This window comes from Nonomuraea sp. NPDC050478 (assembly GCF_044458265.1).
Lineage (GTDB): Bacteria > Actinomycetota > Actinomycetes > Streptosporangiales > Streptosporangiaceae > Nonomuraea > Nonomuraea ferruginea.
Map to the genome: position 1 here is coordinate 196587 of NZ_JBITHT010000006.1, position 21131 is coordinate 217717.

Below are 21131 nucleotides of genomic sequence, written 5' to 3' on the forward strand. Positions count from 1 at the left end.
GGAGTCAAAGGTCAGGAGAACTCCGGCAGCACGTGCGTACCGAGAAGCTCGATCGACTTCATGACCTTTTCATGCGGAATGTCATAGGGCTGCACGAGGCAGAGCAGCAGGTCGGTGCCCACCGCCTCGTACCGCTTGGCCATCTCGACGCACTGGTCGGGGTTGCCGACGATCACCGCGTCGTTCTTGAGCAGGTAGTCGAAGTCCAGCGTGTTCAGGTCGACACCGCCGAGGAGCCGCTTGGCGTACTCGTAGCTGCCGAGCTGGGTGCCGTCCTTCCAGTCGCCGAGTTCGGCGATCTTCTTCAACGACTCCTGGACGTACCACCCGAAGCGGGGACCGGCTTCGGCGTAGGCGTCCTCGGTGGTCTCCGCGCAGTGCACCTGGGTGAAGGTGGCGATCTGCTCGTTGACGTACTTGCCGACCGGCTTGGCGCGGCGGATGCCGTCGCGGTACCGGCCGAACCGCTTGACCAGGGTCTCCGGCCCCGACGCGACGGAGAACGACAGCAGGCCGATGCCCTTCTCGCCCATCAGCTCATGGCTGTCGGAGCTGGAGGACGCGCCCCACAGCGGCGGGTGCGGCGCCTGCAGCGGCTTGGGAACCACGCCCCGCGGCGGGATCTTGAAGTACTCCCCCTCCCAGGAGAAGGTCTCCTCGGTCCAGCACCCCATGATCACGTCAAGGGCCTCCTCCCACATCGGGCGGGTGTCGGAGGGGTTGATGCCGAAGCCCTCCAGCTCGATGCGGGTGCCTGACCGGCCGGTGCCGAACTCCAGGCGGCCGTTGGAGATGATGTCGATGGTGGCCGCGGCCTCGGCGGCGCGCACCGGATGGTTGTACGGGAAGGGCAGCAGCCGGACCCCGTGGCCGATGCGGATGTTCCTGGTCCGCGCCGCGATGGCCCCGTACAACGCCTCGGGCGCGGAGGAATGGGAGTAGTCGCCGAGGAAGTGGTGCTCCACCGTCCAGACGCTGTGGAACCCCAGCCGGTCGGCGAGCTCGATCTGGCGCAGCGTGTTCTCGAAGGCGTCGTACGCGCTGCGGTCGTTCCACGGGCGGGGCACGGGGATCTCGTACATCAGGCCGAACTTCATGTGATAACTCCCTCGTGCAGTGGCAGCGCGGTCACCTGCAGGTCGTAGGCGACCAGCTCGCCGGTCATGGAGAAGGTGACATAGAGCTGACCGTCACCGATGCAGCAGTTGGTCGGCTGTGCTCCCGTGGGGACCTCGATGGTCCGCTTGAGAGCGCCTACGGCGTCATAGACGAAGATGACGTGCCCGACGCTGCCGCAGACGTAGAGGTCGCCGTCGGCGTCGAAGCACATGCCGTCGGGCGAGCCGGCCGGAAGCTTGGCGAAGACCCGCGGGTCGCCGAGGCCCGTCCCGGCCGACCAGTCGAAGACCAGGATCTTGCGGGTCATCGACTGGGCCACGTAGAGCCGGCCGTCCGGCCCGAAGGCGATGCCGTTGGGCATCGCCGGGACCTCGGCGACCTGCGTGATCGTACGGTCCGGGGAGATCGCGCAGATCCGGCCGGGCTTCAGGCCGCGCAGGTCCTCCCAATTGTGCGAGTCGGTGACGTAGAGCCGGCCGTCGGGGCCGAAGCACAGGTCGTTGGGACGGTGCGGCGGCGGCCCCGGCAGGCCGGTGGCGACCACCGTGACCTGCCCGTCGAGCACCTTCTGCACACGGCCGTCGACCGGCTCGGGCGCGTGCCAGTAACCGCCGGACCGGGTCGCCGACAGGCCCCCGTTGTCGGCGACGTAGATCGCGCCGTCGGCGCCGAGGGCGCTGCCGTTGGGCCCGCCGCCGAGCCGGGCGAGCACCGTCTTGCCGCCGTCGGCCGCGACCCGGGTGACCACCTGACCCTGCATCTCGACCACGGCCACGGCCCCGTCGCCCAGATGGCTCGGCCCCTCGGGGAAGCCGAGGCCGCCGGTGACGACCCGGAACCCCGGGCTGGTCATGGCCGGACCGGTCCGAGGGCCTTGACCCGCGGCATGACCTCGGCGGCGAACAGGCGCAGGTTCTTCTCGGCGGTCTCCGGGGTCATGCCGGCGAAGTTGAACACGCCGTTGAACCCGTCGTTGCCGACCTTCTCCTGGATGGCGACGATGCGCTCCAGGCACTGGTCGGGGGTGCCCCAGATCTGCAGCTCGATGAAGTTGTCCACGACGCGGTCGGAGCCGTGCTTCTGGATCGAGCGGGCGAGTCGCTGGTAGTACTCGTAGCCGAGCGTGGTGTCGAAGTGCCGCCCGCCCAGCTCGTAGTGGTTCAGGACGTACTCGTAATAGCCGCCGATGTACTCCTGGGCCATGTCCCTGGCCTTGATCGGGTCCTCGTCGCAGCAGACCCAGCCGGTGACCAGCGGGGCCGGCGCGTCGACCCCCTTGATCTCCTTGAAGGTGGCCCGGTAGCCCGCGAGGTCCTCGGCGACCTCCATCCAGTCCTTCTGCGGGTTGATCAGGATGCCCGCGCCGATGTCGGCCATGATCCGCACCGACTCGGGCGACACGGCGGCGGCGTAGAGGCGGTCGTCGAACCTGCGCGCCGGCTTGGGGCGCAGCTCGCGGCGCGGGATCTGGTAGTACTTGCCGTCGTACTCCAGGATGCCGGTGTCCAGGGCCGACATGATGATGTCGGCGGCCTCCACGAAGCGCTCACGGGACTCGCCCATCGGGATGCCGAAGCCCTCGAACTCGATGCGGCCGAGGCCCCGGCCGAGACCGAAGACGAACCGGCCGTTGGACACGATGTCCAGGACGGCGACCTGCTCGGCGACCCGGATCGGGTCGTGCCAGGGCAGGATGACCGCGCCGGAGCCGAGCTGGATGCGCTCGGTGCGTCCTGCCATGTAGGTCAGGAACTGCAGGACGTCCGGGATCATGGTGTACGACGTGAAGTGGTGCTCCACGCCCCACAGGGCGTCGAAGCCCAGCGGTTCCGCGAGGTCGGCCAGGCGGAGCTCCGTCTGGTAGATCTCGTCGTCGGTCGCGTTCTCGTGACCTTCGAAGATGCAGGTCATACCTACACGCATGGGGATTTATCCTCCAAAGGATACGGCGCTGCCGGCCGTGGAGCCCGTGGCCAGTTGCTGATAGCGGCCATGACAGAAGATCAGGGGTCGGCCCTGCGCGCGGACGCCGAGGTCGAGCACGCGGCCCAGGACGAACAGGTGGTCACCGGCCGGGTAGCTGTGCTCGAAGGCGCAGTCGAACCAGGCCAGCGCCCCGGAGATGACGGGCGAGCCGGTGGCCTCGGACAAGGTCCAGTCGACCCCGTCGAACTTGCGGCCACCCGACCGCGCGAAGCCGCGGCACAGGCTCTCGTCGTCCTCGCCGAGGACGTTCACGCAGAAGGTGCCGAGCGGCACGATCAGCGGCCAGGTCGTGGACGTCCGGGCCGGCAGGAAGCCGACCAGCGGCGGGTCCAATGACGCCGAGACGAAGGACCCGACGGTGAGGCCGACCGGGCCCTGTCGCGTCATCGCCGTCACCACGGCCACCCCCGTCGGGACGTGGCCCATCACTTGCCGGAACCGATCGGAGTCGAACATGTCGACCGCTGGCCGACGGGTCGGGGTTCGGACCACCATCTGCCTCGTCTCCCAGGTCGTTGGATCGAGTCTGCTGGTACGCGCCGGGTTTCCGCGTGCACGTCACCATTGATGTTGACGTCACGCTAGCATCGCGCCTAGTTTGCGTCAACGTGGATGCTGACAGAATTCCCCCGACGGGTCCGGCCTTCGGCGTCATGCTCATTCCGAAGGTGTCCTGGCAGACGCTGCGAGACCACTGCCTGCTGGCCGAACGGCTCGGGTTCGACCACGCGTGGGTCGACGACCACCTGACCAGCCCGGCGGATCCCGCGCAGGACTGGCTGGAGGCCTGGAGCACACTGGCGGCCCTCGCGACCGCGACCACGACGATCCGCCTGGGCAGCCTGGTGTCCAGCCCGGTGGTGCGTCATCCGGCGCTGCTGGCCCGCCAGGCCCTGACCGTGGAGCGGATCAGCCAGGGGCGGCTGGAGGTAGGCCTCGGCTCCGGGTACGCCGACTCCGACCACGCGCTGGCCGGTTCGCGACCGTGGCCCGGGCGGGAGCGCGCGGAGCGGTTCCGGGAGGCCGTCGCGCTCGTCGACCGGGTCCTGCGCGGTGAGCCTGTCGAGCCCGGGCGGTACTACCGTTCCCGCATCCCGCCGCTCGGCCCCCGGCCGGTGCGATCCCCGCGTCCGCCGCTCACGGTCGCCGCCCACGGACCGCACGCCATGGCCACCGCCGCGCGGTACGGGGACGCCTGGAGCACCTTCGGCGGCTTCGGCCTGTCCGCGGCCGAGCACCTCGACCGCACCGCCCGCCAGGTGCGCCGGATGGAACGCGCGTGTGAGGAGGCCGGCCGGGACCCGGCCACGCTGGGCCGCACGCTGCTGACCGGCCGCCCGCTGGTCAGCTCGGAGAACATGTGGGCCGGCCCGGACGCTTTCGCGAGCTTCGTCTCCCGCTACCGTGCGGCCGGCATCGACCGGTTCGTCTTCTACTGGCCACCGCAGGACTACTGGCCGCACGGCCAGACCGACGAGGACACCGTCCACCGCATCGTCACGGAAGTCATCCCGGCACTGCGGACCGGCTGAGCGCCGTCAGCTCGCAGCGGCCCGCCGCGAAGGACGTCCGGCGCTGCGGGGCGGCTGAGCGCCGTCACGGAGGTCGTCCGGCGCTGCGGGCGTCAGCCCGTGGCGGCTCGCCGTGTCTCGTGCGCTGCGGCGAGTCGCCGGCGGAAGTCGGGGGCGGCCATCGCCTGCTCCTCCAGGGCCAGCGACAGCGGCAGGACCTGGGCGACCGCCGCGCGTACGGCAGCGTTGATCGTGGCCTTGGTGCCGCGTACGGCCGCGCGGGGCAGCTCGGCCCAGCGTCCGGCCAGCGCCAGGGCGGCGTCCAGGGCGGAACCCTCGGTGACCAGCTCGTGCAGCAGCCCCCAGGCGACGGCCTGGTCGGCGCTGATCATCTCGCCGCCGAGCAGCAGCCGCTTGGCCCGCTGCGGCCCGGCCAGCAGCGGCCACAGCGCGGCGGGGCCGTTGCCGGCGGGCAGCCCCACCTGCACGTGCGCGTCACCGAAGCGGGCCGAAGGCACGGCGAAGGACACGTCGGCGGCGGAGGCCAGCATCGCCCCCAGCCCCGTGGCGTCGCCGTTGACCGCGGCGATCAGCGGCTGGTCCAGCTCCAGGATGCCGTAGACGATCTCGGCGGCCTCCTGGATCGGCGTCAGGCCGCTGAGCGAGGCATAGGGACGGCCGGGGTCGGTGTCCCCGCCGGCGCAGAAGGCCTCCCCCGCGCCGGTGAGCACGTAGACCTCGGCGTCGGTGCTCCGCCGCGCCTCGCGGAACAGCGTCGACAGCTCCGAGTGCATGACGTCGTCGACGGCGTTGCGCCGCTCGGGGCGGTTCAGCGTGAGCACGGTGACGGCCCCACGCCGCTCGATGGCGATCCTGCGATAGTTCTCCTGGCGCAGCACGTACGGCCTCCTCGATCATGTCGGGACGGGTTCCCCGGGCGGTGTGCCGAGCCCGGCCCAGAGCGTGTCCAACTCGGCCCAGAGCGCCTCGGGCAGATCGGTGGTGAACCGCGCGGCGTTGGCGACGACCTCGCCGGCGTCGCGCATGCCGACGACCACCTGGGTCACGGCCGGATGCCGGAGCGGGAACTGGATCGCCGCCTGGGGCAGCTCGGCGCCGTGGCGCCGGCAGCGGTCGGCCATCCGGCCGGCGGCCTCCAGCAGCCACGGCGACGGCGCGCGGTAGAGGTAGGGCAGGCCGGGCCCGGGCCGGGCGACGGCGAGCAGCCCGGAGGCGTACGGTGCGGCGGCCAGCACGGGAACCCCGGCCTCCTGGCAGCGCGCCAGCAGCGTGGCGGCCGAGCGCCGCATGAGGTTCCACTCCCCCGCGATCATCACGGTGTCGACGGCCCCGGCGGCGACCAGCGCCTGGGCGGCCCGCGGCCGGGTCGTGCCCACCCCGATCGCGCCGACGGCGCCCGCCCGGCGCAGCTCGTGCAGGGCGGGAACGGCCTCGTCGAGCGCGGGACCGAGCAGGTCGTCGGGGTCGTGCAGGAAGACCGTGTCGAGCCGGTCGAGTCCGAGCCGCTCCAGCGAGGTCTCCACGGTGCGCCGGACCCCGGCGGCGGTGAAGTCGAAGCGGGGTTCCCGCCGGGCGGCGGCTCCGTCCAGCCGGTACGGGTCGGCGATCGCCATCGTCCGGCGCCCGACCTTGCCGCTGACCGTGAACCGGTCACGCGGCAGGCCGCGCAGCGCGGTGCCGAGCAGGCGTTCGGCGGCGCCGTCCCCGTAGCTGGGAGCGGTGTCGAAACTGCGCAGGCCGCACTCCCAGGCGGCCTCGACGGCCGCGACGGCGATCTCCTCGGCGTGCTCCGGCCCGGTCTCGCCGCTCGCCGCGGCGAGGCCGCCGATCGGGCCGCAGCCGAAGCAGAGCCGGTCCAGCCTGGTGTCCTGCATTCTTGACCGCCTTTCGGGTGCGACCCTAAGCTTCGTCAGCGTCTACGTCAATGCTGACAGAAGGAGTTCGACATGCTCGTCGGACGTGCCGTGCTGGTGACCGGGGCAGGCCGGGGGCTGGGCCGTGCCTACGCCGTGGACGCCGCGCGGCACGGCGCCGCCGTCGTGGTCAACGACGTCGACGCCGGGGCCGCCGGCGAGACCGCCGCCGAGATCGAAAGGGCGGGCGGGCGCGCCGTGGCCGTCCCGAGCGACATAGCCGACCCCGGCCAGGCGGCGGCCCTGGTCGGGGAGTGCGTCGCCGCGTTCGGCCGCCTGGACGGCCTGGTCAACAACGCCGGGCTCTACCACGAGGCGCTGCCGTGGAACGAGGACCCGCGCCGGCTGCGGGAAGCCGTCGACGTGAACGTGCTCGGCACCGCGTACTGCCTCGACGCGGCGGCACGGGCGATGCGGGGCGCGGGCGGCGGGTCCATCGTCAACGCCTCGTCCCTGGCCATGTTCGGCTACCCGAACATGGCGGCCTACGCCATGACCAAGGGCGCCGTCACGGCGCTGACCTGGGCTGCCGCCCTCGACCTCGAAGCCGACGGAATCCGGGTCAACGCCCTGTCGCCCAAGGCCCTGACCCGGATGACCCGTGACGCGATCAGCCGCGCCCCCACACCGGACGGCGCGGGCGCCCCTCTCGACGGCATCGACGAGATGTCGCCCGCCGCCGTGGCGCCCTTGGTGACCTACCTGCTCAGCGACGCATCGGAGGGCGTCACCGGGCAGTTCTTCAGCTTCGACGGCCGGCGTCTCGGCATCGTGCCGCACGTGGAGCTCGCCGGCGCTCCGCACGCCGTACGGGAGCGGTGGAGCGCGGCGGACGTCGCCGCGGCGTTCGACGGCGATCTCGGCGCCGGGCTCCAGCCCTACGGCGGGCAGGGACGGCTCCCGCCGCGGCGGCGCGGCTGACGTGGCGGGCGCCGTCAGCGCAGCGGCATCGGGAAGCCGTCGAGATCCGGGAAGCACTGCCGGATCAGGTCGATCTCGTCCATGGCGCAGGTCGGCACCCGCACCGCCGTCTCCCCGGCCACCACCGAGGGCAGTGCAGCGGCGGCCTCCTCCACCGTCAGGTCCGGGGAGAAGTAGCCGTCTGTCGTCGCGATCAGGATGCGCGCGAGCCGGCCGCCACCGGCGGAGACGACCTCGCCGGTGACCGGGCAGTCGCGGTGCGCCAGGGCGAGCACCACCGCCGCGACGCGCGCCGGGTCCAGCTTGGGATCGAGCTTGCCGTACACGTCGGCGGCCATCCGCGAGCTCGCCACCGGGGCGATCGCGTTGACCCGGATGCCGAGCGGGGCGCCCTCCGCGGCCAGCACCCGGGTCAGGCCGACGACGCCCATCTTCGCCGAGGCGTAGACGGCCGAGCGCTTCTGGCCGAACAGGCCGACCGACGAGGAGGTGTTCACGATCGAGCCGCCGCCCTGGGCGGTCATGTGCCGCCAGGCGGGGACGATCAGGTGGTAGGCGCCGAGCAGGTGCACGGACAGCGACAGGTGCACGTCGTCCATGCCCACGTCGCCGAAGTCCTTGGGCCGTCCGACGCCCGCGTTGTTGATCAGGACGTCCACCCGGCCGAAGGCGTCCACGGCCGCCGCGATGATCGCCTCACCGCCGGCCGGGTCGGCGACGCTGCTCGTCTCGGCGACCGCCACGCCGCCGGCGTCCGCGATGTCCCGCGCGGCCGATCGGGCGGCCTCGGCGTCGAGGTCGTTGACCAGCACCCGCGCGCCGCGCCGGCCCAGCTCGCCCGCGTACGCCCGGCCCAGGCCGTGCCCGCCGCCGGTCACCACCGCCACCGCGCCGTCGAAGTCGAGTTCGGGCATGTGTCACTCCTTCGTCGATGGCCGGGGTGCGCGCCGTCGCGCACCCCGGCCGCCGGTCACTGCAGGTTGAGCTTGGTGAAGTTGCCCGTGCTGCCCTCACGGTTGATCAGCTCGCCGATCGGCTTCCACTCGCCGATCTTGCTGGTGGTGGCTCCCTCGTAGCGGAACATCTGGCCGCCCTCGAACAGGTAGGCGTCCTCCACGCCGTTCATCTTCGAGGTCAGCCCCTCGACCAGCAGCGGGTACGGCTGGCTGATGGTGCGCGCGGCCACGGCGATGTTGGCGCGGTTCAGCCCGCCCTGCATCGCGTCGGCGTTGCGCAGCACCGCCACGAGGTACCAGCCCCAGAACCAGCCGTTGGTGTACTGCGCGACCTCCGGGTCCAGCCCGTCCTTCTTCATCTGCTCGGCGTAGAGCTCGGCGTACTCCGGCGCCTTGTTCGCCGGGTCGCTCGGGTTGTAGTAGTACTGGATGACCATGGTGCCGTCGCCGGTCAGGCCCTCCTTCTGCAGCGGCGCCAGCGACGTCTCGATCTGCGCGCACGAGTTGCCCGTGATCACGTCCGGGTCCCACGAGCTGCGCTCGACGCCGCCGATGGCCTGCACGCAGAACGTGCCGGCGACGGCGAAGATGGCGACCTGGGCCTTGCTGGCCGCCGCCGAGGTCAGCTGGTCGGTCATGTTCGGCGCCGACGGGTCGATCAGCTCCTTGGCGACGATCTTGATGTTGCTGCCTTCGGCGGCGTCGGTGAAGGCGGCCTCGTACGCCTTGCCGAAGTCGTTGTTCATGGCGACCACGGCGACGGTCGCGCCGTCGGGATACTTGTCGGAGATCCAGCGCTTCCAGAGCCCGGCCTCGTTGCCGTAGTTCAGGCCCATGCCCGTGGTCCACGGGTAGTTCTCGACGTCTCCCCAGCGGTCCTCGGAGGAGGCCACCAGCAGGTGCGGCATGCACTCGTCGTTCATGACGTCGCGGATGGCGCCGTTGTTGGACGAGCCGAGGATCGCCACGCTGGCCGCGTACTTGTTCTCCTGGATCGCCTTGTCGACGTTCTTGCGGGTCAGGTCCGGCTGGTAGTGGTCGTCCAGGATGTCGAGCTGGATGGTGCGCCCGCCGACGCCGCCGTTGGCGTTGACGTACGAGAGGTAGTTCTTCAGTCCGTCGCCGATGTAGCCGTACGCGGCGAGCGGGCCGCTGTGCGGCATGCTGGTGAACAGCCGGATCTCCTTGTCGGTGATGCCGGTGTTGATGTCGTAGTCGGTGGGACACTTCGACACGTCCAGCTGGAAGCCGCCGGAGCCGCGGAAGACGCACCCGTCGCCGACCTGGCCGAGCGAGGCGTCGACCTCGGCCTTGGGGATGTGCGGGTTGTCTGCGGCGGCGGTCACGTTCTGCTCGGCCTCGGAGACGCACATCTCCGCGGTGGCCGCCTGCTTGTCATGGGAGCACGCGGTCAGGCTCACCGCGGCCAGGAGGACCACGGCCACAGCCGCGGGTCGTACCGTTGAGAACACGAGCTCAGCCTTTCGTCGGTGCACCGGAGTTCTCCGGTTGCGGGGACGACGCTGTCTGGGATCCCCCTGCGTCCGCAGACGGCGTCGGTTGGGAGGATGCGGAAAGCTGGAACCTGCGCCAGCCCGCGGGGACGGGGTCGGTGAACTGGACGAGCCGCCGGCCGGCCTTCTTCAGGCCGCCGGCCACTCCTGTCGGCATCAGGAAGACGATCGCCAGCAGCAGCAGGCAGGAGATGATGCCGACGATCTGGCCGCCGTCGCTGCCCTGGAACGCCGGCAGCGCGGCGGCCCAGTCGGAGACGAACGTGCGGAGGGTGACGAAGATGATCGCGCCGGGGATCGCGCCCAGCATGGTGCCGCTGCCCCCGGCGACCAGCGCCACCAGGAGGAAGATCGACAGGTCGAGTGTGTAGCGGGTGTCGGACGCCTGTGGCAGCTGGATCGCCAGCAGCGATCCGGCCACTCCTCCGAAGGCCCCGCTGATCGCGAAGGCGAAGATCTTGACCCGGGCGACCTGGACGCCGCTGGCCGCCGCGCTCAGCGGGGCCTCGCGCAGCGCCACCATCGACCGGCCGATCCGGCTGCGCAGGATGCTGCGCGCCACCAGGAAGACCAGCACGGCCACGGCGGCGATGACGTAGAAGCGCACGATCGAGGGGCCGACGCGGGTGTAGGGGTTGACGAAGAACCACTCCGGCGCCTGCATGGCCTCGCGGGCGAATTTGCCGCTGGTGCCGCCGGTGAGCTCCTCGAACCGGATGACCAGCGCCGGGAACAGCGCCGCCACCGCCAGCGTCACCGCGGCCAGGTACAGGCCGCGGATGCGCAGTGCCGGGATGCCGATCAGCGCGCCGACGGCCAGGCAGATCACGATGGAGACCGGGATGGTCGCCAGGTAGGGCCAGTCGTGGTCGGCGACCAGGATCACCGTGGTGTAGCCGCCCAGCCCGATGAACGCGCTGTGCGCCAGCGAGATCTGCCCGCAGTAGCCCATCAGGATGATCAGTCCGAGGATGGCCACCGAGTAGGCGGCTATCTGCGAGAGCGTGTCCACCTGGGACACGGTGCCGAGCAGGTGCGGCAGGCCGAGCAGCAGCACCGCCGCTCCGCCGGCCAGGGCCAGTCGCAGCAGCCGGTGCCGGCGGCTGCCCCGTTCGATCCGCAGCGGCATCACACACGCTCCATCGCTCGGTTGCCGAAGAGTCCGGCCGGCTTGAACTGCAGCACCGCGATGATCATCGCGAAGCCCACCACCAGGCCGAGTTCGCTGCCCACGCCGGGCAGGTATCCGGTCACCAACGAGACGCTCAGACCGGTCAGCAGGCCGCCGGCCAGGGCTCCCCGGATGCTGTCGAGGCCGCCCAGGGTGGCCGCCGCGAAGGCGTACACCAGGATCTTGTTCATGAACCCGGGGTCGACGTACGTCGACGGGGCGATCAGGCAGGCGCCCAGCGTGCCGACGGCGGCGGCCAGCGCCCAGCTGAACTGCACGGTGCGGCCGATGTCGATGCCGAGCAACCGGGAGTTCGCCACGTCGTTGGCCACGCAGCGGAAGGAGAGGCCGAGACGGGTGCGGTTCAGCACCAGTTCCAGCACCACGACCGCGCCCACCACCAGCAGCGCCGTACCGATCGCCTGGTAGGACAGGCGGGCCCCGGCGATCTCGATCGCGTCCGCGGTGCCCTGCGGGAACGGGCTGGGGAAGCTCAGCGGCCGGAAGCCCCAGACCAGCGCGGCCAGCGCGTTGAAGCCGAGGAACAGCGCCAGGGTGACGATGATGATCGCCATGTGGTTGTCCGGGTCGAACGGGCGGATCAGCACGCGTTCGAGCACGGCTCCGCCGAGGCCGGAGACGACCATCGCGATGACGATCGCCGGCAGCACCGGCATCGGCCACATCTCCAGCACGGTCAGCGCCAGATAGCAGCCCAGCATGGCCATCGGCCCCTGGGCGAAGTTGATGATTCCGGTGGCCTTGAAGACGATCACCAGGGACAGCGCGGCCAGGCCGTAGAGCAGTCCGTTGGTGATGCCGTCGAAGAACCGTTGCAGGTACAGCTGCGCGCCGCCGTCGATGACGGCCCAGACGGAGAAGGCGGCGAGCAGCACGATGACGACGAGGACGGCACGCAGCCGCGCCCGCCGGCGGCGGGCGGCGACGACGTCGAGGTCGGCTTGACCGCCGGATACCGCCTGGGACAACACGGTGCCCATGCAAGCTCCTGGTTCAGTTTCCGAGGTAGGCGAGCCGGACGGCGTCGTCCTGCCGCAGTTGGTCAGCGGACGCTGACAGGACGAGGTTCCCGGCCTCCAGTACGTAGCCGCGCTGGGCGATGTCCAGCGCGAGCACGGCGTTCTGCTCGACGAGGACGATCGCCACACCGCGCTCGCGGTTGATGCGGGCGAGCACGTCGAACAGGTCACGCACGATCACCGGGGCCAGGCCCAGCGACGGTTCGTCCATCAGCAGCAGCCGGGGACGGAGCATCAGCGCCCGCGCGATGGCCAGCATCTGCTGCTCGCCGCCGCTGAGGCTGCCCGCGGTCTGATGGCGCCGCTGCGCCAGCCGGGGGAAGGTCTCGTACCAGGACGCGATGTCGTCGGCCACGCCCTTGTCACGCCGGGTTACGGCGCCGGCGAGCAGGTTGTCCTCGACGCTGAGGTCACCCAGCGTGCCGCGGCCCTGCGGCACCATGGCGATGCCCCGGCGGACGATCGAGCTGGTGGAGGCCCCGGAGATGAGGTCGCCGTCGAAGCGGATCTCACCTGTGGTGGTGGTGAGCTGGCAGATCGAGCGCAACGTGGTGGTCTTGCCCGCGCCGTTCGCGCCGAGGATGACGACGACCTCCCCCGTGTCGACGGTGATGTCGATGCCGTGCAGGGCCTCGACGCCGTCGTAATAGGCGCGCACGCCGCTCATGCGGAGCAGGGGTTCGGTCATCGCGGGCTCCCCAGGTACGCCTCGACGAGGCGGGGGTCGTCGCGGATCTCGTCGGGACGTCCCGAGAGCAGGTTGCGCCCGGAGTCCAGGACCACGACGTAGTCGGCGATGTCCATCACGAGCTGCATGTGGTGCTCGACCAGCAGCAGGCTGAGCCCGAGCTCGTCGCGCAGGGCGCGCAGCAACGTGCCGAGGTCTCGCACGTCGCCCTGGGTCAGGCCGGCGGCGGGTTCGTCGAGCATCAGCAGCCGGGGCCGGGTGACCAGCGCGCGGGCCAGCTCCACCCTCCGCAGGGTGCCGAAGGGCAGTCCCTGGCAGGGTTGGAACGCGACATCCTCGATGGCGAGCACGGCCAGCGCGGCGTACGCCCGCTCGGTCAGCTCGCGGTGCTCCGAGCGCACCCCCCAGCCGAAGGGCGCGCCGAGGAATCCGGTCCGCCCGAGGCTGTGCGCGCCCACCATGACGTTCTCGATCACGGTGAGCCCCGGCCACAGGGCGAGGTTCTGGAAGGTACGGGCGATGCCCAGGGCGGCGAGGTCGCCGGCCCGGGCGCGCAGCAGGTCGGCGCCGTCGAACGCGATGGCGCCGGCCACGGGCTGGACGAGGCGGCTGACGCTGTTGAACGCTGTGGTCTTGCCGGCGCCGTTGGGGCCGATCAGCGCGCAGATCTCGCCGCTTCGCACCTGTAGAGAGACGTCCTCCAGAGCGGTGACCCCACCGAACCGCACGGTCAGACCGCGGACGGTCAGCAGCGTCTCGCCCGACGGGCTGCCGGCGGTGCCGGGGGCGGGGTCGGTGTCTGGCGGACGAGTCTTGAGGGTGAAAGAACGTTTGATGCCGCTCATCCCCGTTCCTCCTTGTGATGTTCCAGGGGCGGGATCGCACGCGGGCCGCTAGGACGTGACTGCGTCTACGTCGTCGTTGGTGTTGACGCAGCTTTGCATTCGGGTTCGGGTTAGCACAAGAGGTCACGGCCGTTTATCTGTCGAGCCCGCGAGCAACGTCACCACTGACGTTGACGGAAACCCGGGGGATGGGATTCACTACGTCAACACAGACGCTGACGGCCTGAAGCTGCGCCGCCAGGCTGTCCCTCCTAGATCACCCATTGTGATACACCCGCTGATTCAGCTGGTGGGCGGGGGGCGCCGAGGCACGAACAGCGGAAGGGGACTGTATGAACCTGGAGCGCGATCTCGCGCTGGAGATGTTGCGACGGATGCTGCGTATCCGTCTGTTCGAAGAGGCCACGATCGAGCTCTTCCACGCCGGCGAGCTGCCGGCGATGGTGCACCTGAGCATCGGTCAGGAGGCCGCCATCGCGGGCGCCTGTCTGGCGACGACCGCGGACGACTACATGACCGGCAACCACCGCTCGCACGGCCACCCCATCGCGAAGGGTGCCCGCCTCGACCGGCTCATGGCGGAACTGCTCGGCAAGGCCGGCGGCGTCTGCAAGGGCAAGGGGGGCAGCATGCACCTGGCCGACTTCTCCGTCGGCAGCCTCGGCGAGTCCGGCATCGTCGGGTCCGCCATACCCGTCGCCGTCGGCGCCGGTCTCGCCGCCGACGTGCTGGGCAACGGCCTCGTCGCGCTGTGCTTCTTCGGCGACGGGGCCGCCAACGAGGGCGTCCTGCACGAGTCGATGAACCTCGCGGCCGTGTGGAAGCTGCCGGTCGTCTTCTTCTGCGAGAACAACGGATGGGCCGTCAGCGTGCGCGCCGGGGAGCTCACCTCCGTCGAGGACATCTCGGTGCGCGCCACCGGCTACGGCATGCCCGGCGTCACCGTCGACGGGCAGGACCCGGTCGCGACCTACGAGGCGGTCTCCGCGGCCGTCGCCCGCGCCCGGCGCGGCGAGGGCCCCAGCCTGGTCGAGGCCAAGACCTACCGCTTCCATGAACACGCCTACGGCCTGCGGGTCAAGAACAGCTACCGGGACCAGTCCGAGGTGGACGTGTGGCGGCAGGAGCGCGACCCGATCGACCTGTTCCGCCGGCGTCTCCTCGACGAAGGGCTGGCCGACGAGGCCGCCGTCGAGGCGCTCGACTCCGAGGTGCGGGCCGAGGTCGCCGCGGCCGTCGAGTTCGCGCGTGACAGCCCGTATCCCGAGCCCGAGGAGGCGTACCGGGATCTCTACTACGTCGAAGGGGCGTCCACATGAGCACCGCGCCCGCGGCCGCCAGGCGTGCCGCGCAACTGGGCTTCCTCCAGGCCATCCAGCAGGCGCAGCACGAGGAGATGACCCGCGACGAGCGCGTCATCCTGATGGGGCAGGACCTGCGCGCCAACGTCTTCGGCGCCGCGCAGGGCTTCCTGGAGGACTTCGGCCCCAGCCGCATCCGCGACCTGCCGCTGTCGGAGGCCGCCAGCGTCGGCATGGCCGCCGGCGCCGCCATGGCCGGGCTGCGCCCCATCGTCGACCTGACGGTGGCCAGCTTCATGTTCTGCGCCATGGACCAGTTCGTGAGCCAGGTCGCCAAGAACCGGTACATGTTCGGCGGCCAGGCGAGGATGCCCGTGGTGTTCCGCCAGGCGCTGTACTACCACGGCGGCACCGCCGCGCACCACGCCGACCGCCCGTACCCGATGTTCATGAACGTCCCCGGGCTGAAGATCATGGTGCCGAGCAACGGCCCCGACCTCAAGGGCCTGCTCAAGACGGCGATCCGCGACGACAACCCGGTGCTCTGCTTCGAGGACGCCACCCTGTGGGGCCGCCGCGGCCGTGGCGCGGCACCGGAGGACGACGACCACCTGATCCCGTTCGGCGTGGCGTCGGTGCCGCGCGAAGGCACCGACGTCACCGTCATCGGCATCGGCGGGGGCGTCAGGCACGCCCTGGACGCGGCCGAGGACCTGGCCGGCGAGGGCGTCTCCGTCGAGGTGGTCGATCCGCGCACGCTGGTGCCGATGGACTGGCCCGCCATCCTCGCCTCGGTCGCCAAGACCGGCCGCTGCGTGATCGTCGACCCCGCCAACCGCACCTGCAGCGCCGCCAGCGAGATCGCCGCGCACCTCGTCGAGGAGGGCTTCGGCAGCCTGCGCGCACCCGTGCTGCGGGTCACCAGCGACGACATGCACGTGCCGTTCAGCCCGGTGCTGGAGAAGCAGATCTACCCGTCCAAGGAGAAGGTCGTCGCGGCCGTGCGCCGCGTGCTCGGAGTGGAGAAGTGAGCGTGGAAACCGAGGTACGCCTCCCGCAGTTGAGCATGGGCATGTCCGAAGCGGAGATCCTGGAGTGGTACTTCGAGGACGGCGCGCGGGTCGAAGAGGGCCAGGACCTGGTCGAGATCGAGGCCGAGAAGGCACGCGAGGTCCTGCCCGCCCCGACCGGCGGCACCCTGCGGATCAAGGTCGAGCCGGGGGACGTCGTCGACGTGCGCAGCGTCCTGGCCGTCATCGTCGGCGACGCGCCGTGAGCGCTGTGACGACCGACCCGCGCGGCCCCAGCACGGTACGGCGCGCCAGCGGCATCCGCCGCCGCACCGCCGAGCACATGGTGCGCTCGCTGGCCACCAGCCCGCACGCGGCGATGGCCGTCGAGGTCCGCTTCGACGCGGTGGAGGCCGCGCGGCGGGCGTCGGCGGCCCGGCCCGCCGTGCCCGCCTACACGGCCTGGGCCGTCACCCGCGCCCTGGCCGACTTCCCCCTGGTCAACTCCAGCTGGGAAGACGGCTCGATCCGGGTCTTCGAGCACGTCAACCTCGGCGTCGCCGTCGACATGAGCCACGAGGGCCTGGTCGTGCCGGTGATCCGCGGAGCCCACGAGCTCGACGTCGAGGGGCTGCACGAGCGCATCACCGAAGTCACCGGCAGGGCTCGCTCGCGCGCGCTCGGCGTCGCCGACATGGCGGGCGGCACGTTCACCCTGTCGAGCCTCGGCCGCTCCGGCACGCTGTTCACCATCCCGGTGATCAATCAGCCGCAGGCGGCGATCCTGTCCATGGACACCATCGCGCGACGGCCGGTCGTGGCCGACGGCTCTCGGGTCGAGGCGGGCCTGGTCGCCGTGCTGACGATGTCGTTCGACCACCGGGTCTTCGACGGGGCGTACGCCGCCGCCTTCCTGGCCCGGGTGCGCGAACGCCTGGAGAACGCCGACGGGAAGGTGGCCGGTGGTGGCTGACGAGCGGCGCGGCGGACCGTTGGCAGGGCTGCGGGTCGTCGAGACCGGTTCACTCATCGCCGGTCCCTTCTGCGGGCAGCTGCTCGGCGACTTCGGCGCGGAAGTGATCAAGGTCGAGGATCCGCGCGGCGGCGACCCGATGCGGCAGTGGGGCAGTCATCGGCCGCAGGGGCTCTCCCTGACCTGGCCGATCATCGCCCGCAACAAGAAGTCGATCACCTGCGACCTCCGGCAGGCCGAGGGCCAGGAGCTCCTGCGTCAGTTGCTGGCCGGCGCGGACGTGCTCATCGAGAACTTCCGGCCCGGCACACTCGAACGGTGGGGACTCGGGCCGGCCGCCCTGGCCGAGCTGAGCCCCGGCCTGGTGGTGACGAGGGTGACCGGCTACGGCCAGGACGGCCCCTACGCCGGGCGGGCGGGCTTCGGGTCGATCGGTGAGGCGATGGGCGGCCTCCGGTACCTCACCGGAGAGCCGGACCGGCAGCCGAGCCGCGCCGGCATCTCGATCGGCGACTCGCTGGCCGGCACCTTCGCCGCGCTCGGCACGGTCATGGCGCTGCTGGCCAGGGAGCGCACCGGGCGGGGCCAGGTGGTCGACTCCGCCATCTACGAGGCCGTGCTGGCGCTCATGGAGTCGATCCTGCCCGAATGGGAGCTGGCCGGGGCGCGGCGCGAGCGGACGGGATCGATCCTCCCCGGCGTCGCGCCCAGCAACGTCTACCCCACGCGGGACGGCTCGGCCGTGTTGATCGCCGCCAACCGCGACACGGTCTTCAACCGGCTGGCCGAGGTGATGGGCTGCCCGGAGTGGCAGGGCGACGAACGGTTCGGCACCCACACCGCGCGCGGGAAGAACCAGGCGGAGCTGGACGAACTGGTGTCCGCCTGGACGCGGGAACAGGATCGCGACGCGTTGCTGGAACGCCTCCACGAAGCGGGGGTGCCGGCCGGTCTGATCTACACCGCACCGGACATGCTGGCCGACCCGCACTTCGAGGCCAGGAACGCCGTCGTCCGGCTCATCCACGACCGGCTCGGATCCTTCCCGATGCAGAACGTCGCCCCCCGGCTGTCGGAGACGCCGGGCCGCGTCCACACCCTGGGCCCGGAGCTGGGACAGCACAACGACGAGGTCTACGGCGGGATCCTCGGCCTGGACGCCGGCACGATGACACGGCTGCGCGCGGACCAGGTCATCTGACGAGGACGGCGCGGCGCCTGCCGGGCAGGCGCCGCGCCGTCCGGGCTCACTTGCGGAAGCGGGCCAGGAACTCCTGGATGCCGGGCTGCGTCGCCGAGTAGGCCTGCGCCCACGACTCGAACTCCAGCGTGGCCTCGAATCCCTCCGTCGCCGCGATCCGCACCGCGCTCTTGATGTGCCGCGCCAGCCGTGGATCCATCCGCGCGTACGTACGGCCCAGCGCGGTCGCGGCGGCCACCGGATCGTCCTCCAGGGACAGGGCCAGACCCGCCTCCACCGCCTCGGCGCCCGTGAGCGTGCCGCCGTCGAGGAGGAGCTTCAGCGCGCGCTGCGAGCCGAGCGCCTGGACCAGGAACCAGGTGCAGCCGCCGCCCGGGTGCAGCCCGATCTGGGAGAAGGTCGCGCCGAACTTGGCGCCGGGGCCGGCGATGCGCAGGTCGCAGGCCATGGCGAGATTCAGCCCGGCCCCGATCGCGGGCCCCTGGACGGCGGCGATGGTGGGGATGGACAGCGAGCGGAGGACCAGGAAGCTCTCGTACACCTTCTGCAGGTCCTCGCGCAGGGTGCCGAGGTCGCGGGTGGTGTCGCCGAAGAGTGCGGGCAGGTCGGCGCCGCCGCAGAACGCCGAGCCCGCCCCGGTGACCACCAGAGCGGTGGCGTCCGGGTCGGAGCGGATCGCGGTCACGGCCCGTACCAGCTCGGCACGCATCGTGTCGTCAATGATGTTCCGTTTGTCCGGGTGGTTGAGCGTCAGGACGCGCAGCCCGCCGTCCGGCTCCACGATGACCTTGTCCATCAGGTGCTCCTTACTCGGTGATCCATTGCCACAGCCGGTCCGGTCCGCGTTCGGCGAACGTCCGGCCGAGTCGCCCGGCCCACCAGCGGGCGGTGCCGAACTCGTCGCGCCACGACCAGAGCCGCCGGGTGGCGAGGTGCAGGGGGTGCTCGCGGGTGATGCCCATGGCCGCGTGCAGCTGGTGGGCGATGCGCGCGCCTTCGGTCGCCGCGCGTCCGGTGATGACGCGTGCGGCGGCGACCCTGGTCCAGGCGTCGGGGTGGCCCTCGGCCAGCGCCTGGGTGGCGCGGCGCACGGCGACGCGGGCGGATTCGAGCTCCGAGGCCATGCGAGCGACGAGCTGCGCCACGGCCTGGAACTTGACGAGCGGCCTGCCGAACTGTTCGCGGACCGTCACGTGCGTGACCGTCTGGTCGAGGGCGGCGGCCAGGGCTCCGGTCAGGGCGGCGGCTCTGAGCAGCGCGGCCTCGGCGAGGACGTCCCCCGGCCCGTCGAGCGGGGTGGCCGATGTCCCGTCCAGGCGCAGGGTGTCGCGGGGCTCGCCCGCGAGATTGGCGCCCGGGGTCCAGTGAAGCCCCGCCGCGCCGGTGCGCACCTCGGCGAGCGCCTCCTGGCCGGAGTCGAGGGTGGCGAGCACCACCACGTGTCCGGCGTGCCTGCCCCAGGGCACCTTCGAGACCGTCCCGTGCAACCGGCCGTCGGCGGTGAGCCGGACGTTCTCCCCGCGCTGGGGCACGGCCACGGTGGCGACCTCGCCGGCGACGTCCCGGCCAGCCTCGGCCAGCGCGCGCCGCGCCAGGATGGTCTCGGCGACCGGGACGGACACCTGGTGGCGGCCGAGACCTTCGACGATCGTCACCACGTCGTGCGGGTCGCCGCCCTCGCCGCCGCGCGTCTCCGCGACGCCGACGCCCGTCCAGCCGAGGTCCCGCACCGTGTGCCAGATCTCGGGCAGGTCGTCGCCGGGCTCGCCGCCGTGGCCGGCGAGGACCTGGTCGGCCACCTCGCCGAGCCCGGCGTCGTCCGCGGGCCGGCTCCCCCGGGCGCTGACGGCGCCGCGGGAGATGACCGTACGCAGGACCTCGGTCGTGCCGCCGCGGATGGTGAATCCCGGCGCGGCCAGGATGCCCTGGGCCAGCAGGCCTTCGGCGCCCGGGGCGCCCGGATCCACCGGGGTGTCCAGCAGGGTCCGGGCCAGCTCGTTGACCTCCCGCTCCAGCGTGGTGCCGAGGTCCTTCAGCATGGCCGCCTCGTGGACCGGCGCCCGGCCCGCGTCCATCTCGGCGGCCACGTCGAACGCCATCGCGCGCAGCGTCGCCAGCCTGGCCAGCACCTCGCCGGTCCGTTCCGCCTCGCCGTCGCCGAGCTCGCCGGCGGCCCCGAGCGCCGCGGCCAGCAGCGGATAGGTGCTCAGCACCCGCTCGACGCCGCCGCGTTCCAGCGCGAGCTGCTCGGTGACCTGCGTCCATCCGCCGCCTACCGCGCCGAGCACGTGGTCGTCGGGGACGAGGACGGAGTCGAAGGTGACCTCGTTGAAGTGGTGCTCGCCGGCCAGGTCGTGGATCGGCCGCACGTCGACGCCGGGGGCGGCCATGTCCACGATGAACTCGGTGAGCCCTTCGTGCTTCTTCTCCCCCTTGCCGGTACGGGCGAGCACGTAGGCGTGTGTCGACCGGTGCGCGTGGCTGGTCCAGATCTTCCTGCCGGTGACGAGCCAGCCGCCCTCCGCCCGGGTGGCCGTGGTGCGCACCGAGGCCAGGTCCGAGCCCGAGTCCGGTTCGCTCATGCCGAGACAGAAGGTGACCTCGCCGGAGGCGATCGCGGGCAGGAACTCCGCCTTGGCCGCGTCGCTGCCGTGCCGCACGATGGACGGCCCGATCTGGCGGTCCGCGATCCAGTGGGCGGCGACCGGCGCGCCGGCCCTCAGGAGTTCCTCGGTCACGACGAGCCGGGTGAGCGCCGATCCGCCACCGCCGCCGTACTCGACCGGCCAGGAGATCCCGATCAGGCCGCGTTCGGCCATGGCCTTGGTGAAGTCCAGGTCGTAGCTGCGCAGCCAGGCGTCGCAGACCGGCGAGAACTTGCCGGCCCGGAGCCATTCGCCGACGAGCTCCCTGGTGATGTGCCGTACTTCGTCGAGTTTTGTGGTGTCCATACTGATTCCT

The 21131-nt window shown here is 71.6% G+C and carries 21 protein-coding genes; 7 read left to right on the forward strand and 14 right to left on the reverse strand.

Annotation, left to right across the window (positions count from 1 at the left end; genetic code table 11):
• Nucleotides 1-11: 11 nt before the first annotated feature.
• The 4 genes from ACIBF7_RS29975 to ACIBF7_RS29990 are packed head-to-tail and all read right to left on the reverse strand — an operon-like array spanning nucleotide 12 to nucleotide 3561.
• The gene (locus ACIBF7_RS29975) at nucleotides 12-1097 is read right to left on the reverse strand and encodes an LLM class flavin-dependent oxidoreductase (RefSeq protein ID WP_219547919.1); all 1086 of its coding nucleotides are present in this window, start codon (nucleotides 1095-1097) and stop codon (nucleotides 12-14) included.
• Nucleotides 1094-1972, reverse strand: a complete 879-nt coding sequence (locus ACIBF7_RS29980) for an SMP-30/gluconolactonase/LRE family protein (protein WP_219547917.1) — start codon at nucleotides 1970-1972, stop codon at nucleotides 1094-1096. Before ACIBF7_RS29980 ends, ACIBF7_RS29975 begins: the two co-directional genes overlap by 4 nt.
• Nucleotides 1969-3042 carry an LLM class flavin-dependent oxidoreductase gene (locus tag ACIBF7_RS29985; protein ID WP_148029790.1) on the reverse strand — a complete coding sequence of 358 codons (1074 nt, stop codon included), beginning with the start codon at nucleotides 3040-3042 and terminating at the stop codon, nucleotides 1969-1971. The genes ACIBF7_RS29980 and ACIBF7_RS29985 overlap by 4 nt, the downstream gene beginning before the upstream one ends.
• Nucleotides 3043-3048: 6 nt before the next feature.
• Nucleotides 3049-3561, reverse strand: a complete 513-nt coding sequence (locus ACIBF7_RS29990; RefSeq protein ID WP_187280996.1) for a flavin reductase family protein — start codon at nucleotides 3559-3561, stop codon at nucleotides 3049-3051.
• Nucleotides 3562-3758: 197 nt separating this feature from the next.
• Here ACIBF7_RS29990 and ACIBF7_RS29995 point away from each other — a divergent pair, with 197 nt between their 5' ends.
• Nucleotides 3759-4637, forward strand: coding sequence for an LLM class flavin-dependent oxidoreductase (locus ACIBF7_RS29995; protein ID WP_397198670.1), 879 nt, complete (start codon nucleotides 3759-3761; stop codon nucleotides 4635-4637).
• Nucleotides 4638-4729: 92 nt separating this feature from the next.
• On the opposite strand, the gene ACIBF7_RS30000 is transcribed toward ACIBF7_RS29995, so the two are convergent.
• Both ACIBF7_RS30000 and ACIBF7_RS30005 read right to left on the reverse strand, forming a co-directional pair.
• Nucleotides 4730-5515 (reverse strand): enoyl-CoA hydratase/isomerase family protein, encoded by a 786-nt coding sequence (locus ACIBF7_RS30000; RefSeq protein WP_397198671.1) that lies wholly within the window; start codon nucleotides 5513-5515, stop codon nucleotides 4730-4732.
• A gap of 15 nt (nucleotides 5516-5530) precedes the next feature.
• A complete protein-coding gene (locus tag ACIBF7_RS30005) occupies nucleotides 5531-6511 on the reverse strand; it encodes an aldo/keto reductase (protein WP_271279702.1) in 981 nt (326 codons plus the stop codon).
• A 72-nt stretch (nucleotides 6512-6583) separates the two neighbouring features.
• Between ACIBF7_RS30005 and ACIBF7_RS30010 the strand changes: the two genes are divergently transcribed.
• Nucleotides 6584-7471: an SDR family NAD(P)-dependent oxidoreductase gene (locus tag ACIBF7_RS30010; protein ID WP_397198672.1), complete on the forward strand. Its 888-nt coding sequence runs from the start codon at nucleotides 6584-6586 to the stop codon at nucleotides 7469-7471.
• A 14-nt stretch (nucleotides 7472-7485) separates the two neighbouring features.
• Here the strand turns inward: ACIBF7_RS30010 and ACIBF7_RS30015 are convergent, their stop codons facing one another.
• The 6 genes from ACIBF7_RS30015 to ACIBF7_RS30040 are packed head-to-tail and all read right to left on the reverse strand — an operon-like array spanning nucleotide 7486 to nucleotide 13685.
• Nucleotides 7486-8385, reverse strand: a complete 900-nt coding sequence (locus ACIBF7_RS30015) for an SDR family NAD(P)-dependent oxidoreductase (RefSeq protein WP_271279700.1) — start codon at nucleotides 8383-8385, stop codon at nucleotides 7486-7488.
• A 56-nt stretch (nucleotides 8386-8441) separates the two neighbouring features.
• On the reverse strand, nucleotides 8442-9872 hold the full coding sequence (locus ACIBF7_RS30020) for an ABC transporter substrate-binding protein (RefSeq protein ID WP_271279699.1): 1431 nt from the start codon (nucleotides 9870-9872) through the stop codon (nucleotides 8442-8444).
• 31 nt (nucleotides 9873-9903) lie between these two features.
• Nucleotides 9904-11070 carry a branched-chain amino acid ABC transporter permease gene (locus tag ACIBF7_RS30025; RefSeq protein WP_271279698.1) on the reverse strand — a complete coding sequence of 389 codons (1167 nt, stop codon included), beginning with the start codon at nucleotides 11068-11070 and terminating at the stop codon, nucleotides 9904-9906.
• Nucleotides 11070-12113 (reverse strand): branched-chain amino acid ABC transporter permease, encoded by a 1044-nt coding sequence (locus ACIBF7_RS30030; RefSeq protein WP_345483029.1) that lies wholly within the window; start codon nucleotides 12111-12113, stop codon nucleotides 11070-11072. Before ACIBF7_RS30030 ends, ACIBF7_RS30025 begins: the two co-directional genes overlap by 1 nt.
• 13 nt (nucleotides 12114-12126) lie before the next feature.
• Nucleotides 12127-12840: an ABC transporter ATP-binding protein gene (locus ACIBF7_RS30035; RefSeq protein WP_397198674.1), complete on the reverse strand. Its 714-nt coding sequence runs from the start codon at nucleotides 12838-12840 to the stop codon at nucleotides 12127-12129.
• Nucleotides 12837-13685 carry an ABC transporter ATP-binding protein gene (locus ACIBF7_RS30040; protein ID WP_271280439.1) on the reverse strand — a complete coding sequence of 283 codons (849 nt, stop codon included), beginning with the start codon at nucleotides 13683-13685 and terminating at the stop codon, nucleotides 12837-12839. The genes ACIBF7_RS30035 and ACIBF7_RS30040 overlap by 4 nt, the downstream gene beginning before the upstream one ends.
• 332 nt (nucleotides 13686-14017) lie before the next feature.
• Here ACIBF7_RS30040 and ACIBF7_RS30045 point away from each other — a divergent pair, with 332 nt between their 5' ends.
• The 5 genes from ACIBF7_RS30045 to ACIBF7_RS30065 are packed head-to-tail and all read left to right on the forward strand — an operon-like array spanning nucleotide 14018 to nucleotide 18170.
• Nucleotides 14018-15004: a thiamine pyrophosphate-dependent dehydrogenase E1 component subunit alpha gene (locus ACIBF7_RS30045; RefSeq protein ID WP_271280440.1), complete on the forward strand. Its 987-nt coding sequence runs from the start codon at nucleotides 14018-14020 to the stop codon at nucleotides 15002-15004.
• Nucleotides 15001-16017, forward strand: coding sequence for an alpha-ketoacid dehydrogenase subunit beta (locus ACIBF7_RS30050; RefSeq protein ID WP_271280441.1), 1017 nt, complete (start codon nucleotides 15001-15003; stop codon nucleotides 16015-16017). The genes ACIBF7_RS30045 and ACIBF7_RS30050 overlap by 4 nt, the downstream gene beginning before the upstream one ends.
• A 2-nt stretch (nucleotides 16018-16019) precedes the next feature.
• The gene (locus tag ACIBF7_RS30055; protein ID WP_148029776.1) at nucleotides 16020-16262 is read left to right on the forward strand and encodes a biotin/lipoyl-containing protein; all 243 of its coding nucleotides are present in this window, start codon (nucleotides 16020-16022) and stop codon (nucleotides 16260-16262) included.
• Nucleotides 16259-16969 (forward strand): 2-oxo acid dehydrogenase subunit E2, encoded by a 711-nt coding sequence (locus ACIBF7_RS30060; RefSeq protein ID WP_397198675.1) that lies wholly within the window; start codon nucleotides 16259-16261, stop codon nucleotides 16967-16969. Before ACIBF7_RS30055 ends, ACIBF7_RS30060 begins: the two co-directional genes overlap by 4 nt.
• Nucleotides 16962-18170 carry a CaiB/BaiF CoA transferase family protein gene (locus tag ACIBF7_RS30065; RefSeq protein WP_397198676.1) on the forward strand — a complete coding sequence of 403 codons (1209 nt, stop codon included), beginning with the start codon at nucleotides 16962-16964 and terminating at the stop codon, nucleotides 18168-18170. The genes ACIBF7_RS30060 and ACIBF7_RS30065 overlap by 8 nt, the downstream gene beginning before the upstream one ends.
• A 46-nt stretch (nucleotides 18171-18216) precedes the next feature.
• Here the strand turns inward: ACIBF7_RS30065 and ACIBF7_RS30070 are convergent, their stop codons facing one another.
• Nucleotides 18217-18966, reverse strand: coding sequence for an enoyl-CoA hydratase (locus ACIBF7_RS30070; RefSeq protein ID WP_271279623.1), 750 nt, complete (start codon nucleotides 18964-18966; stop codon nucleotides 18217-18219).
• 10 nt (nucleotides 18967-18976) lie between these two features.
• A complete protein-coding gene (locus ACIBF7_RS30075) occupies nucleotides 18977-21121 on the reverse strand; it encodes an acyl-CoA dehydrogenase family protein (RefSeq protein ID WP_397198677.1) in 2145 nt (714 codons plus the stop codon).
• Nucleotides 21122-21131: the final 10 nt, after the last annotated feature.

What these genes read in the sequence shown, in the direction of transcription:
- ACIBF7_RS29975 (WP_219547919.1), bottom strand. Translation starts at nt 1,097, where the DNA reads ATGAAGTTCGGCCTGATGTACGAGATCCCCGTGCCCCGCCCGTGGAAC.
- ACIBF7_RS29980 (WP_219547917.1), bottom strand. Translation starts at nt 1,972, where the DNA reads ATGACCAGCCCGGGGTTCCGGGTCGTCACCGGCGGCCTCGGCTTCCCC.
- ACIBF7_RS29985 (WP_148029790.1), bottom strand. Translation starts at nt 3,042, where the DNA reads ATGCGTGTAGGTATGACCTGCATCTTCGAAGGTCACGAGAACGCGACC.
- ACIBF7_RS29990 (WP_187280996.1), bottom strand. Translation starts at nt 3,561, where the DNA reads ATGTTCGACTCCGATCGGTTCCGGCAAGTGATGGGCCACGTCCCGACG.
- ACIBF7_RS29995 (WP_397198670.1), top strand. Translation starts at nt 3,759, where the DNA reads ATGCTCATTCCGAAGGTGTCCTGGCAGACGCTGCGAGACCACTGCCTG.
- ACIBF7_RS30005 (WP_271279702.1), bottom strand. Translation starts at nt 6,511, where the DNA reads ATGCAGGACACCAGGCTGGACCGGCTCTGCTTCGGCTGCGGCCCGATC.
- ACIBF7_RS30010 (WP_397198672.1), top strand. Translation starts at nt 6,584, where the DNA reads ATGCTCGTCGGACGTGCCGTGCTGGTGACCGGGGCAGGCCGGGGGCTG.
- ACIBF7_RS30015 (WP_271279700.1), bottom strand. Translation starts at nt 8,385, where the DNA reads ATGCCCGAACTCGACTTCGACGGCGCGGTGGCGGTGGTGACCGGCGGC.
- ACIBF7_RS30025 (WP_271279698.1), bottom strand. Translation starts at nt 11,070, where the DNA reads ATGCCGCTGCGGATCGAACGGGGCAGCCGCCGGCACCGGCTGCTGCGA.
- ACIBF7_RS30030 (WP_345483029.1), bottom strand. Translation starts at nt 12,113, where the DNA reads ATGGGCACCGTGTTGTCCCAGGCGGTATCCGGCGGTCAAGCCGACCTC.
- ACIBF7_RS30035 (WP_397198674.1), bottom strand. Translation starts at nt 12,840, where the DNA reads ATGACCGAACCCCTGCTCCGCATGAGCGGCGTGCGCGCCTATTACGAC.
- ACIBF7_RS30040 (WP_271280439.1), bottom strand. Translation starts at nt 13,685, where the DNA reads ATGAGCGGCATCAAACGTTCTTTCACCCTCAAGACTCGTCCGCCAGAC.
- ACIBF7_RS30045 (WP_271280440.1), top strand. Translation starts at nt 14,018, where the DNA reads ATGAACCTGGAGCGCGATCTCGCGCTGGAGATGTTGCGACGGATGCTG.
- ACIBF7_RS30050 (WP_271280441.1), top strand. Translation starts at nt 15,001, where the DNA reads ATGAGCACCGCGCCCGCGGCCGCCAGGCGTGCCGCGCAACTGGGCTTC.
- ACIBF7_RS30070 (WP_271279623.1), bottom strand. Translation starts at nt 18,966, where the DNA reads ATGGACAAGGTCATCGTGGAGCCGGACGGCGGGCTGCGCGTCCTGACG.
- ACIBF7_RS30075 (WP_397198677.1), bottom strand. Translation starts at nt 21,121, where the DNA reads ATGGACACCACAAAACTCGACGAAGTACGGCACATCACCAGGGAGCTC.